Source organism: Streptomyces sp. CoH27, from assembly GCF_020181035.1.
Classification (GTDB): Bacteria; Actinomycetota; Actinomycetes; order Streptomycetales; family Streptomycetaceae; genus Streptomyces; species Streptomyces camelliae.
The window spans coordinates 64,399-80,464 of the sequence record NZ_JAIQYY010000043.1; the positions used below are offsets into that span (position 1 = coordinate 64,399).

The following is a 16,066-nucleotide window of genomic DNA, read 5'->3' on the forward strand; positions in this document are numbered from 1 at the left end:
CAGTGGCACACCGCCACTGCCCCACCCGTAGGCGCCGGGCGGCCAGGATCCGCCGGACAGGCCCTACCCCAGGGCCGCCTTCTCCAGTGCCCCGATGTCGGTCTTGCCGTTGTCCGTCACCGGCAGGCGGTCCACCACCGCCCACAGTGCGGGGATCGCGTGCGCCGGAAGCACCTCCCCCATGAACTGCCGGAGTTCCTCGACGAGTCCGGCGGCCGGTTCGGCGACGACGGCCGCGAGCATGCGCCGGCTCTCGGGCCCGTCCCCGACGGTGACCACAACCGAGTCCCGGACCGCCGGGTGCCCGGCGAGCCTGCCCCGTACCTCGTCGAGCTCGATCCGGTAGCCGCGGATCTTGACCTGGTGGTCCCGGCGGCCGAGGAAGCGCAAGCGGCCCGCTCCGTCCCAGCGCACCATGTCGCCGGTGCGGTAGCCGCGCCGGCCGTCCTCGGGCGAGACGGGACCGAACGCGACGCGGGTGCGCTCCTCGTCGCCGAGGTAGTCCAGTGCCACTCCGGCGCCCAGGACGCACAGTTCGCCGATGCCTCCCGGCGGTACCAGCCCGCCCCGGTCGTCCAGAACCAGCACACCGGTGCCCGCGACCGGACGGCCGATCGGCACCGGGGCGACGGCGGCGCACACGTCGTCGAGGTGGTGCACCGTCGTCAGCGTGGTGTTCTCCGTCGGCCCGTAGCCATTGCTGACCCTCAGCCCGGGAAATCGCTCCAGCAGCATCCGGATCTGCTCCGGCGGTACGACGTCGCCGCCCGCCATGACCTGCCGTACGCCGGCGAACGCGTCCGGGCGGTGCTCGACGACGAGCCGGAACAGCCCCGCTGTCAGCAGGGCCACCGTGACCCGCCGTTCGGTGAGGAAGTCCGCGAGCCCGGCAGCGGAGACCGGCCGCTCCGGATGGACCACGACCGTGGCACCGGTGGCGAGCGGCACGAACAGCTCGACCGTGGAGACGTCGAACGACAGCGGGGCGAGCCGCAGGTAGCGCTCTCCCGGCCCGGTGTACAGCGCCTCCCGGTCCGCCAGCAGCCTCGCCACCCCGCGCTGCGGGACGCGCACGGCCTTCGGCTGCCCGGTCGATCCCGAGGTGAAAGTGAGGTAGGCGACCCGCTCCGGGTCGGCCGGAGCGGCGGGCGGGGGCGCGACGTCCGGGTGCGGCCTCGTCGGATCCACCAGGGCGACGCGCGCACAGCCCTCCGGGGCGAGCCCCGTGAGCAGGTCCGCATGCTCCCCTGAACCGAGTACCGCGCGTGGCGCCAGCGCGGCCAGCATCTCCCGCAGGGTGCCGGACGGATAGGCGGTGCCCAGCGCGGTGTAGGCGGCGCCGAGCCGCAGCACCGCGAGGACGGCCACGGCCTCGGCGGCGGACCGCGGCACCGCGACCACCACGTGGTCCCCCACCGTCACGCCCGCCTCGGCGAGGCGGACCGACTGGGCGACCGCCGCGTCGTACAACTGGCCGTAGGTGAGCGAGATGCCGGAGGCGGGGTCGTCCACGGCGGTCAGGCCGGCGTGTTCGCCCGCACAGCGTTCGAACGTCTGCCAGATCCCCTCCGCCGGAGCCGCCGGGGAACCCTCGCCCAGCTCCCGGATCCGCGCGCGCTGGCGCTCGGTCAGCCCCCGTACGCGGGCGAGCGGGTGCCCGGCGGCCGACGCGAGCTCGACCAGGGCGGCCCGGAAGGAGTCGGCGAGTTCGGTGGCCTCGGCGAGGGTGAGCACGGACGTCGCGTACTCCAGGGCCACCCTGGGGTCGCTGCCCCACCGCTGCACATACAGCGAGACGTCGGCGGCGGTGCCCGAGCAGTGCCCCTCGTGGATCGCGATGTCGAGTTCGGCCGCGCGCAGGTGCAGCGGCACCAGGTCGTCGTGCGCCGAGAAAACTGCCTGGACCAGGGGGATCCGGCGGTCGTCGGGCATGCCGCCGAGACCGGCCACGAGATCCTCGAAGGGAACGTCGCCGGCCGCGAGCGACTCGGTCAGGGCGCGGGAGACCGACCGCAGGTAGTCGTCGACCGGAGCGTCGTCCACCAGCTCGCACCGCACCGGCAGCAGCACGCTGCACGGCCCGAGCAGGCGCATGATCTCGGAGCTGGCGCGCGCGGCCGACGAGATGCCCACCAGCAGGTCCCGGGTGCCCGCGCGGCGCCCCAGCGCCAGCGCCCAGGCAGCGAGGAGCACGACCGTGCGGCTCAGACCGGTCCGTGCGCACAGGTCCTCGCACGCCTGGCGGGCCGCGTCGCCGAGCCCGAAGTAGAGCCGCTTGCCCACGAAGTCGAACGAGGCCGGCCGGACCAGGTCGCTCGGGAGCTCCAGCACCTTGGGCGCGTCGGCGAGCTGGGCCGTGCGCCGGGCAAGGAGTTCGGCGGTGTGGCCCGAGGCGGCCAGCTGCTCGGCCCGGTCGACGACGAGGTCGGGCGAGGGCGCCGGTGTGCCGTCGGTGTCCCGGCCCTCGCGCAGCGCCTGGTAGTGCTCGGCGAACTCGCTCCAGAAGACCCCGACCCCCCAGCCGTCGGCGGTCACGGCGTGGTGCAGGAACGTCAGCAGGTGGTGCTCGGGGCCGAGTTCCGTCAGTACGAAGGCGACCGGAGGCCGCCTGGTGGGCTCCAGGAACTGCCCGCTCACCGAGGTGAGGTGGGAATGCACCACATCCACCGCGTCGTCGCCCTCGGCCACCGACAGCGACATGCGGGTCACCGGCGCCTGCCAGTGCTCCAGGACCCGCCGCCAGTACCGGCCGTACTCGGCCACGTACACGGTCCGCAGCTCCTCGTGGCGGGCCACCAGCCAGTCGAGGGTCGACCGCAGCGCCGCGCCGTCCAGCGGACCGGTGAGCTCGGCGGTGACCATCATGTGCAGGGCGGACCCGCCGACGAACTGCTGGGTGAGCAGCATGCTCTCCTGCCCCGGCAGCGTCGGGCGCAGTCCCTGGCGCGGCGCGGCCGCCTCCGCCACGGCCGGGTGCCGCACCTCTGCGGGGGCCGCCGCCAGTGCGGCGGCCAGTACCTCGCCCAGCGGGTCGAGGCCGAGCAGCCGGGCCAGATCGATGCTCACGCCGAGGAGTTCCTCCGCCTGGGCGACGAGGGCGACGGCCCCCAGGGAGTCACCTCCCAGCGCGATGAACGAGCTGCCGGCCGCCTCCGCGCGCCAGGCCGGGCCCGGCTCCGCGCCGAGTGTCTCGCAGACGAGCCGTTCCAGCCGATCGGCGCGGGACACCGCGCCCCTGGGTGTTGCCGCTTGCGTCATTCTTCGTCAGCCTTTCCGTCCGCCGCGTGCAGCGCGGAGCCTTCTGTCCTCATGGCCGGCGGTGCCCTGCACTCCGGATCACGCCAGGTCGTCGCGGGTCACCCGGCGGTCCCGGACCAGCAGGGAGCCGTCCTCGCCGCGCACCAGCGTGTCCTCGCACACCGTGCTGCGGTGCAGGGCCGGCACACCGCCCAGCGGAACCTGGATGACCAGGGCGTACGACCGGGCGCGCACCGTGCCGTCGTCGGCCCGGTCGACGGTGACCATGCCGAGCCAGTGCCGGTGCACCAGGCCCTCGGCGGCCAGCCTGTCCTGGGCGGCCCGGGCGGCGGTCTCGATCGCGGTCCGGCCCTCGGCCGGGGCGGGCAGGCCGTTGGCGGCGAACACGCCGTCCTCGGTGAAGGTGCCGGCCCACTCGGCGCAGGACCGCGCGTCCAGCAGCTGCATCTGGCGGGCGTAGAAGTGCTGCACCTCGGTGTAGAGGTCGGCGTCGGCACCCCGGGCAGGGGCGGCCGGGGTGGTCGGCTCACTGGACACGGCAGACACGGCAGGTCCTTTCCTTCGAGGTGGCCCACCGCGTGCGGGGCCACCTGGCTCTCGACGGCCGTATCGTGGTGAGGGACGTTGGAGCGCGCTTCGAGGTGCCTTCGACGGTCCGGGGCGGACCCGCCGCCGCCGCCCGGCTCGGTCCCGCGTCGAAGCCCGCTCGAACAGCCGTTGCCAGGCTCGGGCCATGACGAACGAACAGCGCCGTGTCGCCCTGGTCACCGGGGCGACGAGCGGCATCGGGCTTGCCGTTGCCGAGGCACTCGCGGGCTCCGGCGCGCGGGTGTTCATCTGCGCACGGGACGCCGGGGCGGTGGCCGCCACGGTCAAGGATCTCGCCGGCCGGGGTCTGGACGTGGCCGGAGCCGCCTGCGACGTACGGTCGCGCGAGGAGGTGGCGGGGCTGGTGCGCGCGGTCGTGGACCGGTTCGGCACCATCGACATCCTGGTCAACAACGCCGGCCGCAACGGCGGCGGAGTCACCGCGGACCTGCCCGACGAGGTCTGGTACGACGTCATCGACACCAACCTCAACAGTGTCTTCCTCGTCACCCGCGAGGTGCTGACCACCGGCGGGCTGCGGGACAAGTCCTGGGGCCGGGTCATCAGCATCGCGTCCACCGGCGGCAAGCAGGGCGTGGTCCTCGGTGCCCCCTACTCGGCCTCCAAGCACGGAGTCATCGGCTTCACCAAGGCGCTCGGCAACGAGCTGGCGCCCACCGGCATCACCGTCAACGCGGTGTGCCCCGGCTACGTCGAGACGCCGATGGCCCAGCGCGTCCGGTCGGGCTACGCCGACCACTGGGGCGTCTCCGAGGACGAGGTGCTGAGCCGCTTCGAGGCCAAGATCCCGCTGGGCCGGTACAGCACGCCCGAGGAGGTCGCCGCTCTGGTCGGCTACCTGGCCACCGACGCCGCCGCCTCGATCACCTCGCAGGCCCTCAACGTCTGCGGCGGTCTCGGCAATTACTGAGCGCACCGGCGGCCGGTCCGGCCGGACGCGACCCATCAGCCGACGCAACAAGGAAGACGAGGAAGAGAGCGCGGTGTCACAGCCCAAGACGCACTTCGCGGAGCATTCGGTCGCGGTCGCCGCACCGGCCGACATCACCTACGCACTGATCGCGGACGTCACCGGCTGGCCCCGGCTGTTCGCGCCCACCGTCCACGCGGAACAGGTGAGCGGCGACGACGAGCAGGAGGTCATCCGGCTCTGGGCGCTGGCCAACGGCGAGGTGCGGACGTGGACCTCACGCCGCCGGCTCGACGCCGCCGCCCGTGTCGTCACGTTCCGCCAGGAGGTCTCGCAGCCGCCCGTCGCCGCCATGGGAGGGGAGTGGCGCGTCACCGCCCTGACCGACGACAGCTGCACCGTCGACCTGCTCCACGACTACGCCGCCGTCGACGACGACCCCGAGGGCCTGGACTGGATCGAGCGAGCCGTCGACCGCAACAGCAGGGCCGAGCTGGCCGCACTGAAGACCACGGCCGAGAGCCACGCGCAGACCGCCGAGCTGGTGATGACGTTCGAGGACAGCGTGGACATCGCCGGTCCGGCCACCGAGGTCTACGCGTTCATCGAGCGCAGCGACCTGTGGCCCGAGCGGCTCCCGCACGTCTCGCGGCTGGAGCTCACCGAACGTGTTCCCGGACTCCAGCTGATGACCATGGACACCCGCTCCCCGGACGGCACCGTGCACACCACGGAGTCCGCCAGGGTCTGCTTCCAGGACACCCGCATCGTCTACAAGCAGACCCGCGTACCCGCCATCATGACGGCCCACACCGGCGAGTGGACCTTCCGTCCCACCGCCGACGGCGTGCGGGCCACGTCCCGGCACACGGTGGTGATCAACCCGCACACGGTACGGGACGTCCTGGGCGCCGACGCGACGGTCTCCGACGCCCGCAAGGCCGTGCGCGCCGCGCTCGGCACGAACAGCCTGGCCACCCTGCGCCTCGCCAAGGCCCATGCGGAGAACGGGCATGAGTGACGCACTCATGGCGGCGGACACCCTGGACGGTCTGGTCTCCCGGGCCGCCCGCCGGTACGGGGACCGGGTGGCCGTCCGCACGGCCTCCCCGGACTCCGCCGCGCTGACCTTCAGCGAGCTGGACGCGGCGGCCGACCGGTGTGCCGCCGCCGTCCAGAAGCTGATCGGGACGGGCGGCGAGAGCGTGGCACTGGCGTCCCCGCTGGACCCGGCCTTCGCCGTGGCCTTCCACGGGATCGTACGCAGCGGCAACGTCGTCGTCCCGGTCAACCCGCTGCTCCGGGCCGACGAACTGCGCCATCTGCTGGGCGCCGGCCGGGTCCGGCTGGCGATCGTCACCCCGCCGGTCCTCGCGGAGCTGAGGCCGCTGCGCGCGGAGCTGCCGCACCTGAGCGAGGTACTCCTGCTCGGCGAGGAGTGGCCCGAGGACCGTCCGGCCGCCGTCGGACATCCCGGCGGCACCGCGTGCCTCCACTTCACCAGCGGAACGACCGGACCGCCCAAGGCGGCGGTGCTCACCCACGCCAACCTGCTCGTGAACGCGGCACAGGTCGCCCGCGCGCACCGGCTGGACGACACCTCGGTCACCCTCAACCACCTGCCCAAGTACCACCTGATGCATCTGAACTCCGCCCTGTACGCGGGCGCGTCCCAGGTGCTCTGCCCCGCCCCCGACCCGGTCGAGGCGGTGCACTCGGCGAACCGCCACCGGGCGACGCACTACTACAGCATCCCGATGCGCCTGTCCCGGCTGGCGGCCGACGACCGGCTGCCGCAGCTCGGCTTCGACACCGTGCGGATGGTCGCCTCCGGCGGTTCCGCGCTGCCCGCCGAGACCGCGGGCGCGCTGCACGGCCACTTCCGCGTCCCCGTCATCCAGGGGTACGGGCTGGCGGAGACGTCTCCGCTGACCCACAGCGACGGTCCCGACAGGCCGCGGCCCGGTTCGGTCGGGCCTGTGGTGGACGGTACCGAGTGCCGGATCGTCGGGCTCGGCACCGGGCAGGAGCTGGCGGCGGGCGAGCGCGGCGAGGTCCAGGTGCGCGGCCCCCAGGTCATGCGCGGCTATCTGGAGGGCACGTCGCCGCTGGATGCCGAGGGCTGGCTGGCCACGGGCGACATCGGCCTGCTCGACGAGGACGGTTATCTCTTCCTGGTCGACCGGATCAAGGACGTCTTCAAGTGCGACAACTACCTGGTCTCCCCGACCGAGGTGGAGAAGGCCCTGCGGGCCCATCCGGCCGTCGCGGACTGCGCGGTGGCCGATCTGCCCCACGCTCTCAGCGGCGCGGTCGCCGGCGCCCTGCTCGTCCTCGCCGACCCCGCCGCGACCGTCCCCGGTGTGGTGGCCGAGGTGAACGCGAAGCTCCCTTACTACCAGCACGTCCGGTACGCCGAGCCGGCGGACGCGATCCCGCGGTCCGCGAACGGAAAGATCGAGCGCAGGCAGCTGCGCGAGGAACTCATGAAGCGGCGGACCGCCGTCCCGCCCCGTCCCGGAGGTAACGAAGTGTCAGATTCCGTCGAGCCCGTCGTCGCCGTCACGAAGTTCACCGTCAAGGCGGACACCGCCGAGTTCGAGCAGGCGTTCAAGGAACATGCGGAGTTCATGCGCAGCCGCCCGGGCTTCCAGCGCGCCCAGCTGATCCGCTCGGCCCGCACCCCCGAGGTGTACGTCAACGTGGGGTACTGGGACGACAGCGCCTCCTACCTCGCGGTGCTCCAGTCCGACGAATTCCGCGGCCACCTGGGTCTGTTCGCCCGTCTCGCCGACGTCGAGCCGTTCCAGGGTCCGGTGGTGTCCGTCCTGGAGCCGGGCGCGGCATGAGCGAGCCGACGACCGGCAGCACGCTGGGCCTGGAAGGCCGCATCGCGCTGGTGACCGGTGGTACGCGGGGCCTCGGCCTGGCCATCGCGCGCAAACTGTGCGCCTGTGGCTGCGACGTGATCCTGGGCTACGGCAGCAGCGACGAGGACGCCGCGCACGCGCTGCGCTCCCTGGACGGCCTGAAGGGCAGCGCGTCCGCGATCCGCGCGGACCTGCGCGCGCCGGACTCCGTGCCCGAGCTGCTTCAGACGGTACGGCAACGGCACGGCCGGCTGGACGTGTTCGTGCACAACGCGGCGACCTGGACACCGATGCCGGCGACCGGCGCCGACCACGCCGCTCTGCACCAGGACATCGCCACGGCGGTCGACCCGCTGCTGCACGCCGCGGCCCGGCTGCCCGGTCTGATGCCGCCCGGCGGCCGTGTCGTGGCCGTCTCCAGCACCGGTGCGCACCAGGTCGTGCCCGGATATGTGAGCCTCGGTCTCGCCAAGGCGGCCCTGGAGTCGCTGGTGGGATACCTGGCCGTGGAGCTGAGCGGACACGGCATCGTCGTCAACGCCGTCTCCACCGCCAAACTGGACAAGGACCCGGGCGCTGCGAAGGGGCCGGTCGAGGCCGCCCTGGCCGCCCGCACCCCGGCCGGCCGGCTGACGATGCCGTCGGACGTCGCCGACGTGGTCGCACTGCTGTGCACCGACGAGGCGGCGTGGCTGCGCGGTCAGGTCGTGGTCGCGGACGGAGGACTCGGCCTGCGCCCCTGACGCCGTCGCACGGGCCGCAGCCATGAGTGCCGGGCCGGTCAGCCCTCGGTGCGCATCCGCTCGTACCAGGCCAGGCACTCCTCGTAGGTGGGCAGCAGTCCCGCCTGTGCGGCTGCCGCGACGGTCGGTGCCTGGGCGTCCTTCTGGGACATGATCGGATCGCACTTCGTTCCCCACGGCAGGGCGAGTTCCGGGTCCAGCGGATCGATGTCGAGCGGGGTGCCTGGCACATAGGGCGTGGAGCAGAGGTAGCCCACGCAGGCGTCGTCGGTCAGTGCCACGAAGCCGTGCCCCACTCCCTCCGGGACGAAGACGGAGGCACCTTCCTCCGCACGCAGCACGTTGACGTCATGGACTCCGAAGGTGGGTGATCCCAGCCGGATGTCCACGACGATGTCCCGTACCACGCCCCGGTGGCAGGTGACGATCTTCGCCTGTCCGGGGGGCAGCAGGACGCTGTGTATCCCCCGCAGCACCCCGCGGCGGGAGACCGAGTAGTTGACCTGTCGCGGTGTGAAGGGGCGGCCGACCGCCTCGGCCACGTCCGGCTCCTTGAACGCCTCGTAGAAGCTGCCCCGAGTGTCGCGCAGGAGGCGGGGACGCAGCAGATAGCACCCAGGCACTGTCAACGGGTGGAACTCCATGGCCGGGAGGCTACGGAGGTCCCCTTGAGGATCGAACAAGGCTGGTGCGTGCGGCCCCCGTTCCTTGAGGACGGCTCGAAGCCGTCCCGGCAGGATCCTTCGCGACGAGTGCGCGGAAAGGCGGTGCCATGACGGACGACGACGGTGCGGGGCGGCGGGTGCGACTGGGCGTGCTGGGCTGCGCGGACATCGCGTGGCGGCGCACCCTGCCCGCCGCGGTCGCGGATCCCCAGCTGGACCTGGTCGCGGTGGCCAGCAGGGACGCGGAGAAGGCGAAGCGTTTCGCCGACCGGTTCGGCTGCGCGGCCGTCGACGGCTACGCGGCGCTGCTCCAGCGGGACGACATCGATGCGGTGTACATACCACTGCCGGCCGGACTGCACGCGCGGTGGATCGAGGCGGCCCTGCGCGCCGGCAAGCACGTCCTGGCCGAGAAGCCCCTCACCACGGACGCCGCCACCACCACCCGCCTGGTGGACCTGGCGCGCTCGCACGGACTGCTGCTCATGGAGAACTTCATGTTCACCTACCACGCGCAGCACGCCGAGGTGCGCCGCCTGGTCGCCGAGGGCGCCATCGGTGAACTGCGCGCGTTCTCGGCCGCGTTCACCATTCCCGAGCTGCCCGACGAGGACATCCGCCACCAGCCGTCGCTCGGCGGCGGCGCGCTGCTCGACGTCGCCGGATATCCGGTGCGGGCCGCCGAACTGTTCCTCGGCGACGGCCTGGAGGTCGTCGGATCCGTGCTGCGCCGCTGTACCCGCCGGGGCGTCGACATGGGCGGGGCCGCGCTGCTGCGCACGCCGGCCGGGGTGACCGCCCAGCTCACGTTCGGCATGGCGAACGCCTACCGTTCGTCGTACGAACTCTGGGGGAGCACCGGGCGCATCGCCGTCGACCGCGCCTTCACCCCGCCCCCGGAGCACCGCCCGGTGATCCGGATCGAACGGCAGGAGGGCACACAGGACATCACCCTGGCCGCCGACAACCAGTTCGCCAACGTCGTACGGGCCTTCGCCCGCGGCGTGCTCGACGGCGGCGCGCTGCCCGCCGGCACCGGGCACGGAACGGACGCGGTCCTGCGTCACGCCCGACTGGTCGACGACATCCGCCGGCTCGCCTCCTGACCCGCTTCGTTCCACCGGACGCGGGCTTCACCACCACCCCCCCCGAAGGACTTTCCATGCGCATTCTGTTCACCGCCTACGCCGCCCGGCCGCACTTCTATCCCATGGTGCCGCTCGCCTGGGCCTGCCTGAACGCCGGGCACGAGGTGCGGTTCGCCAGTACCCCGTCGCTGATGGACACCGTCCATGCGTCGGGCCTGCCCGGTGTATCGGTCGGGGCGGACATCGACGCGGAATCCTGGTACCGGCGCGGCACGTTCGTCCCCAAGCCGGCCGACAAGGACGAACCGGAGACCGCTGTCTGGATGCGCGTCACGGACCAGCTGGCCGAGAAGCAGTTCAGCGTCTGCGAGCACATGGTGGACGGGCTGGTGGACTACTGCCGCGAGTGGCGGCCGGACCTGATCGTGCACGACCCGGTGACCTTCGCCGGGCCGGTCGCCGGGCAGGCCCTCGGCATACCGACCGTGAGCCATCTGTACGGGCTGGCCCGGCTGCTGCGGCTGGACATCAAGGACTGGGTGGGCACGGAGCACCGGGCCGGATACCTGGACCTGTTCTCCCGCTGGGGCGTCGAGCCCCTGCTGGACCCCGAGGCGTGGATCGACCCGTGCCCGCCGGGGCTGCGCTGGCCCGGGCAGCACGAGATCAACCGCGTCCAGATGCGCTACATCCCCTACAACGGCCCCGGCATCGAGCCGTCCTGGCTGCTGGAGCGGCCGGCCCGCCCACGGGTCCTCGTCACCTGGGGGACCTCGCAGCAGAAGAAGCTGGGCGTGGGCATCATCGAGCTCTTCGGGCGGATCGCCCGCAGCGCGGCCTCGCTCGACGCCGAAGTCGTCCTCACCGTCGGTGCGATGGACCCCGAGCACCGCAGCCACCTCGGTGACCTCCCGGACAATGTGCGCGCCGTCGACTGGCTCCCGCTCAGCGCCCTCGTACAGACCTGCCAGGCCATCGTGCACACCGGCGGCACGGGCGTGATGATGACGTCCGCGGCCTACGGCGTCCCCCAGCTGGGCATCACCAAGATTCCCGAGGGCCGGTTCAACGTGGAGCGGCTGGTGGCCGTGGGGGCGGGCCGCCATCTGCCCCAGGACGAGGTCGACGCGGCTTCGGTGCGCGAGCACGTCTCCGCGCTGCTGGAGGACGCCGCCTACCGGGACGGCGCGGGCGCGCTGCGCCAGGAGATCGAGGAGCAGCCGCAGCCCGCTTCGGTCGTCCCCGCGCTGGAGGAGATCGTCGCCAAGGCGGAGGCCGCGCAGTGACCGCCGCAGGTACGGCGGGGCCGGTGCTGCGCCGGCCCGAGCACCGGCTCGACCGGCGCGCCGTCGGCTACTGGACCACGCGCGCGGCCTGCGGCTGGCTGCTGCTGGCCGCGGCGCAGACCGTCTGGCTGCTGTGGGCGTCCGACGGGCGGCGCGGACTGCATCTGGCGGCGCTGGCGGTCACCGCCGTGGCCGGCGCCGCGCACACCCTCGTCATGCCGTCGTGGCGCTACCGGGTACACCGCTGGGAGGCCGCTCCCGAGGCGCTCTACACCCAGACCGGCTGGCTGGTGGAGGAGCGCCGCATCGCGCCGGTGTCGCGCATCCAGACCGTCGACACCGCGCGCGGGCCGCTGGAGCAGCTCTTCGGCCTGACGAACGTCACCGTCACCACGGCCTCGGCGGCAGGGCCCGTGGTCATTCAGGGACTCGGCCACACCACCGCCATGGAACTGGCGGCCGCGCTCACCCGGCGCGCCCAGAGCACGAAGGGGGATGCCACATGACGGATGCTCCCGTGCCTGCCGATCCGACCCCCTGGCGGCGGCTCCATCCGAGGATGCTCGCGGTGCACCCCCTGCACGAGCTGGTGCGGGCCCTGCCCGTTCTGGTCGCGACGCTGGTCGTCGGCGTCAGCACCGGCAACGGAGGGCAGTGGTCCTTGCTGGCCTCGGCCGGCGCGGTGCTGCTCGGCCCGGTGCGCTGGTACACAACGGAGTTCCGGGTCACCGAGGAACAGGTGCAGCTGCGCCGTGGGCTGCTGCGCCGTCAGGTCACCTCGGTGCCACGTGAACGGGTGCGCAGCGTCGACGTCACCGCGCACTTGCTGCACCGGATGCTGGGACTGGCCCGGGTCGACCTCGGCACCGGCACCGGCGACCGCGGTACCGAGGGGCGCCTGCGGCTGGACGCGCTGAGCGCGGCGGACGCCGACCGGCTGCGGGCCGAGCTGTTCCGTACGGACATGGCGCGGCCCCTGAGCACCGAACTGAGCTCCTTCCGGCCCGCCTGGCTGCGGTACGCCCCCCTGAACGTGGGCGGCCCCGTCCTGCTCGCGCTGCTCGCCGCCCTGCTGCACGAGATGAGTCTGGACCCCTGGGACTCGGCGCCCGCACACGCCCTCGCGGACCAGCTGCGCGGCAGTCACCCCTGGAACGGTGTGCTGGCGGCGGCACTGGCCGCCGTCGTGTGCACCACTGCCGCGTCGACGCTCTTCTACGCCGTGATGTTCGGCAACTTCCGGCTGTCGCGGCTGCCCGACGGGACCTTGCAGACCTCGCACGGGCTGCTGACCACGCGCACCGTCACGATCGAGGAGCGCCGGGTGCGGGGCATCGAGATCGGCGAGACGCTTCCCGTACGTGCCCTGGGCGGTGCCCGCTGCGTCGCGATCACCACCGGGCTGCGGCCGGGCCGCGGCGGCGGCGCGCTGCTGGTGCCGTCGGCGCAGGTGGCCCATGTGCGGCAGGTCGCGATCGAGGTGCTGCGCGAGTCCGCCCCCGTGGAGTGTGCGCTCTCCCCCCATCCGCGGCGTGCGCTGCGCCGCCGGGTCGTACGTTCGCTGCTGGCGGTCGCGGCGGTCGCAGCGCTCTTCGCGGCGGGGGTGCGGTGGTCGGTGGTGCCGGTGTGGCCGTGGCCCGCAGTGGCCCTGCTGTTCCCGCTCGGCGTCCTGCTGGCCCTCGACGGGTACCGTTCCCTGGGTCATGCGCGGACCGGTCCGTACCTCGTGGGCCGCTCGGGCGTGCTGGTCAGGCGCCGCTGGGCGCTGTCGCACCAGGGCGTGGTCGGGCTGCGGCTGCGTGGCTCGTTCTTCCAGCGGCGCGCCGGGCTCGTCACGCTCATCGCCACCACCGCCGCGGGACGCCGCCGCTACGATCTGCCCGACATGGACGCGGTCGACGCGCTGCACGTGGCCCAGGACCTGATCCCGGGGATGCTCGACCCGTTCCTGGAGCCCGCCGCGGAGGCGGGCCCCAGGGCCGCCGGCCCCTACGCCAGCGAGGCGAGGACCGGTACGAGTTCCGCCGGAGCCGGCTGAGCGGCGATCTCGGCGGCCAGGAGCCGGGCCTGTTCGTGGAACCCGGTACCGGCTCCTGCACCGTTCCCGCCGATCAGGTCGCTCACCGCGGCCCGCAGCGCCAGGGGATCGGTCTGGTCCGCACCCTCCACGACACGTCCCACCCCTCGCCGCACGAGCCCCGCGGCGCAGTCCACGAGGGCCGGGTGCGGCGGGGGGACCAGCAGCTGCGGCACCCCACGGGCACAGGCGGTCATCGCGGTGCCGGTGCCGCCGTGGTGGACCACCAGGTCGCAGGAGGCGAACAGGGCGTCCAGCGGGGCACGTTCGACGATCCGGAACCGGTCGGGCAGCCGCCGCGGCAGCGGCCCCGCCGCCTGCGGGACGGTCAGCACCACGTCCAGGCCGGTCCACGGCAGCAGCGCCTCGGCGACGGCGCCGAGGCGTGTCGCCAGATCACCGCCCTCGACGAAGTCGGCGCCCGACCGGGCCGCCTCGCTGCCGAACAGCCCGAAGGTCACGCACACCCGGGGCCGCGGCGGCGGTGTGCGCGCCCAGGACGGGGTCGGCTGGGCTCCGTTGAACGGGACGAACCGGACCCCCCGTACCGGGGTCGCGGTGTCCAGCCGCAGGCTCGGCGGACAGGGATCGAGGGTCAGTGCCGGTGCGGGCAGGCCACGGCTCGCACCCAGCCGGGCCGCGGGCTCGGCCAGCAGGGCCCGGGCGCGGGCGACCGCGTCCGCGCTCATGGAGTCGGGCCCTCCCCAGCGCTGCACGACCACCGGCACATCGAGGACCGCGCCGACGACCAGGCCCGTGAACTCGATCGGGTCGCACAGCACCAGATCGGGGCGCCACCGCCGGGCCACGGACAGGAATCCGTCGACGACCCGGCCCACGCGCACCTGCCAGGGGTGTCCCCCGGCCGGCCAGACACGCCCCGCGAAGACACTGCGCTGACGGTCCGTCAGCATCCGTGCCACGCCGGACAGCGCGGACTCCGGCTGACCGGCGGCCCCGGCCGGGGCGGCGAAGGGCCCGGGAGCCTCCCCGGGTGCGGGCGGCGGCACGGGCAGCTCGGCCACCTCGGCCACCTCGGCCGCGGGCAGCCCGGCCCGCCGGGCCGCCCGGGCGACCTCGGTGCGCCCCACGACCAGGACCTCGTGCCCGGCCGCACGCGCCGCCCACGCCATGGGGACCATGCACAGCAGATGGCTCGGCGCGAGCGCGGCGACCAGCATTCTCATCGGGCACCGAACCCGGCGACGAGCGCCTCCAGTTCGGGCACCAGAGCGGCGGGGGAGGGCAGTGCGGCCATCTCGTCGGCGACCTTGCGCGCACCGGATTGGTAGGCGGGGTCGTCGATGAGGGCGTGCACCGCGTCCCGGATCGCCTTCGGATCGTCCTGGGCGGCGGGGTCGGTGAGTTCACGGGCCACACCGCGGTCGCGCAGCCGCGCGGCCCACAGCGACTCGTTGCCGATCTGCGGCAGCACCAGCTGGGGCAGGCCGAAGGAGCAGGCCGTCAGCGCCGTACCCGTACCGCCGTGGTGCACGACGAGCGCGCACGAGTCGAGGAAGAGGTTGAGCGGCACGGGTTCGACCACCCGGGTGGCCGGCCCCACCGGCCCCAGCTCGGCGTGATGGACGCCCGGCAGGGTCACCACCGTCTCGACGCCCTCGACCGCTTCGAGCGCGTCGACCACGCTGCGGAACAGCGGAACGCCGTTGAGCGAGGCGGTCAGTCCGCCCAGCGTGACGGCCACCCGGCAGCGCCCGGCGGGCTCGGTCAGCCACTCCGGCAGCGCGCCCGCACCGTTGTACGGGACGTACCGCACCGCTCTGGTGGGAGCCCCGCCCGCGGCGTCCGGCGTGCCGCGCACCGAGGGCGGGCACGAGTCCAGAACCAGGCTCGGCCCGGGGAGCGGGCCCGCGAGGCCGTGGCGGGCGAAGCGGGCGCCGAGCAGGGTCCGTGCCATGCCCAGCGACTCGTCGGCGAAGGGGTCGATGTCCCAGCGGTGGTGCACCACCGGAACGCCGAGCACCCCGCCCACGAGCAGCGCGCTGAACTCCATGGGGTCGCTGACGACCAGGTCCGGCTGCCACTCGGTGGCGAACTCCAGGTACTGCTTCATCAGATAGCGGGCGTGCATCAGCCACGGCATCGCGAGAGTGAACGGGGTCTGGTCCGACACCTGGGCCCGGCCCGCCTGATTGGGCCGCTTGCCCGCGGGCAGCTTGGCCGTCAGCGCCTCGACCGCGTCGAACAGGTCGCCGATCTCGAAGGCCTGCAGCCCGGCGGCGAGCGCTGGTGCCACGATGTCGGGCTGACCGGCCACCAGGACCTCGTGCCCCGCCGTACGCAGCGCCCAGGCGAGGGGGACGATCGGTGTGAAGTGGCTGGCCACCGGTGTGGCCATGATCAGCACCCGCATGGGGCCTCCTCGTGGGCGCGGAGGGGCGGCCCCTCCGTACGGCGGATTTCCCCCGAAGTATCCGGGCGCCCCTTCAACTCACGTTCAAGGAAGGAGCGTTCGCCCCCGGCTCCCCGCCGGCGGGGCGGTGACGTGTCCAACGCCCTTCGAAGCGGCCTCGAAGGCCGTGTCACCCAATGGGCCCAT

The 16,066-nt window shown here is 73.5% G+C and carries 13 protein-coding genes; 8 read left to right on the top strand and 5 right to left on the bottom strand.

Annotated features, from left to right (window positions below):
- Positions 1 to 63: 63 nt before the first annotated feature.
- Entirely contained in the window at positions 64 to 3,228 is a 3,165-nt protein-coding gene (locus tag LE548_RS40945) for a non-ribosomal peptide synthetase (RefSeq protein WP_225102130.1), read from the bottom strand.
- 108 nt (positions 3,229 to 3,336) lie between these two features.
- Positions 3,337 to 3,804 (bottom strand): nuclear transport factor 2 family protein, encoded by a 468-nt coding sequence (locus LE548_RS40950; RefSeq protein ID WP_225102131.1) that lies wholly within the window; start codon positions 3,802 to 3,804, stop codon positions 3,337 to 3,339.
- 187 nt (positions 3,805 to 3,991) lie between these two features.
- Here LE548_RS40950 and fabG point away from each other — a divergent pair, with 187 nt between their 5' ends.
- The 4 genes from fabG (at position 3,992) to LE548_RS40970 (ending at position 8,390) form a co-directional block, all read left to right on the top strand.
- Positions 3,992 to 4,777, top strand: coding sequence for a 3-oxoacyl-ACP reductase FabG (fabG, locus tag LE548_RS40955; RefSeq protein ID WP_225102132.1), 786 nt, complete (start codon positions 3,992 to 3,994; stop codon positions 4,775 to 4,777).
- A 73-nt stretch (positions 4,778 to 4,850) separates the two neighbouring features.
- Entirely contained in the window at positions 4,851 to 5,798 is a 948-nt protein-coding gene (locus LE548_RS40960) for an aromatase/cyclase (RefSeq protein ID WP_225102133.1), read from the top strand.
- A complete protein-coding gene (locus LE548_RS40965) occupies positions 5,791 to 7,626 on the top strand; it encodes an AMP-binding protein (protein WP_225102134.1) in 1,836 nt (611 codons plus the stop codon). The genes LE548_RS40960 and LE548_RS40965 overlap by 8 nt, the downstream gene beginning before the upstream one ends.
- Positions 7,623 to 8,390: an SDR family oxidoreductase gene (locus LE548_RS40970; RefSeq protein WP_225102135.1), complete on the top strand. Its 768-nt coding sequence runs from the start codon at positions 7,623 to 7,625 to the stop codon at positions 8,388 to 8,390. Before LE548_RS40965 ends, LE548_RS40970 begins: the two co-directional genes overlap by 4 nt.
- 38 nt (positions 8,391 to 8,428) lie before the next feature.
- On the opposite strand, the gene LE548_RS40975 is transcribed toward LE548_RS40970, so the two are convergent.
- Positions 8,429 to 9,034, bottom strand: a complete 606-nt coding sequence (locus tag LE548_RS40975) for a dTDP-4-dehydrorhamnose 3,5-epimerase family protein (protein WP_225102136.1) — start codon at positions 9,032 to 9,034, stop codon at positions 8,429 to 8,431.
- A 128-nt stretch (positions 9,035 to 9,162) separates the two neighbouring features.
- On the opposite strand from LE548_RS40975, the gene LE548_RS40980 reads away from it, so the two are divergent.
- From LE548_RS40980 to LE548_RS40995, 4 genes are read left to right on the top strand one after another with little or no spacing between them, the layout of a single operon-like run.
- The gene (locus LE548_RS40980) at positions 9,163 to 10,161 is read left to right on the top strand and encodes a Gfo/Idh/MocA family protein (RefSeq protein WP_225102137.1); all 999 of its coding nucleotides are present in this window, start codon (positions 9,163 to 9,165) and stop codon (positions 10,159 to 10,161) included.
- Positions 10,162 to 10,217: 56 nt separating this feature from the next.
- Complete coding sequence (locus LE548_RS40985) at positions 10,218 to 11,429, top strand: nucleotide disphospho-sugar-binding domain-containing protein (protein ID WP_225102138.1); 1,212 nt, start codon at positions 10,218 to 10,220, stop codon at positions 11,427 to 11,429.
- On the top strand, positions 11,426 to 11,935 hold the full coding sequence (locus tag LE548_RS40990) for a PH domain-containing protein (RefSeq protein WP_225102139.1): 510 nt from the start codon (positions 11,426 to 11,428) through the stop codon (positions 11,933 to 11,935). The genes LE548_RS40985 and LE548_RS40990 overlap by 4 nt, the downstream gene beginning before the upstream one ends.
- Positions 11,932 to 13,467, top strand: coding sequence for a PH domain-containing protein (locus LE548_RS40995; protein ID WP_225102140.1), 1,536 nt, complete (start codon positions 11,932 to 11,934; stop codon positions 13,465 to 13,467). The genes LE548_RS40990 and LE548_RS40995 overlap by 4 nt, the downstream gene beginning before the upstream one ends.
- Here the strand turns inward: LE548_RS40995 and LE548_RS41000 are convergent.
- Together LE548_RS41000 and LE548_RS41005 are read right to left on the bottom strand one after the other, a co-directional pair.
- Positions 13,419 to 14,693, bottom strand: coding sequence for a nucleotide disphospho-sugar-binding domain-containing protein (locus tag LE548_RS41000; RefSeq protein WP_225102141.1), 1,275 nt, complete (start codon positions 14,691 to 14,693; stop codon positions 13,419 to 13,421). The two genes, LE548_RS40995 and LE548_RS41000, sit on opposite strands and share 49 nt — an antisense overlap.
- Entirely contained in the window at positions 14,690 to 15,880 is a 1,191-nt protein-coding gene (locus LE548_RS41005; RefSeq protein ID WP_225102142.1) for a nucleotide disphospho-sugar-binding domain-containing protein, read from the bottom strand. Before LE548_RS41005 ends, LE548_RS41000 begins: the two co-directional genes overlap by 4 nt.
- Positions 15,881 to 16,066: the final 186 nt, after the last annotated feature.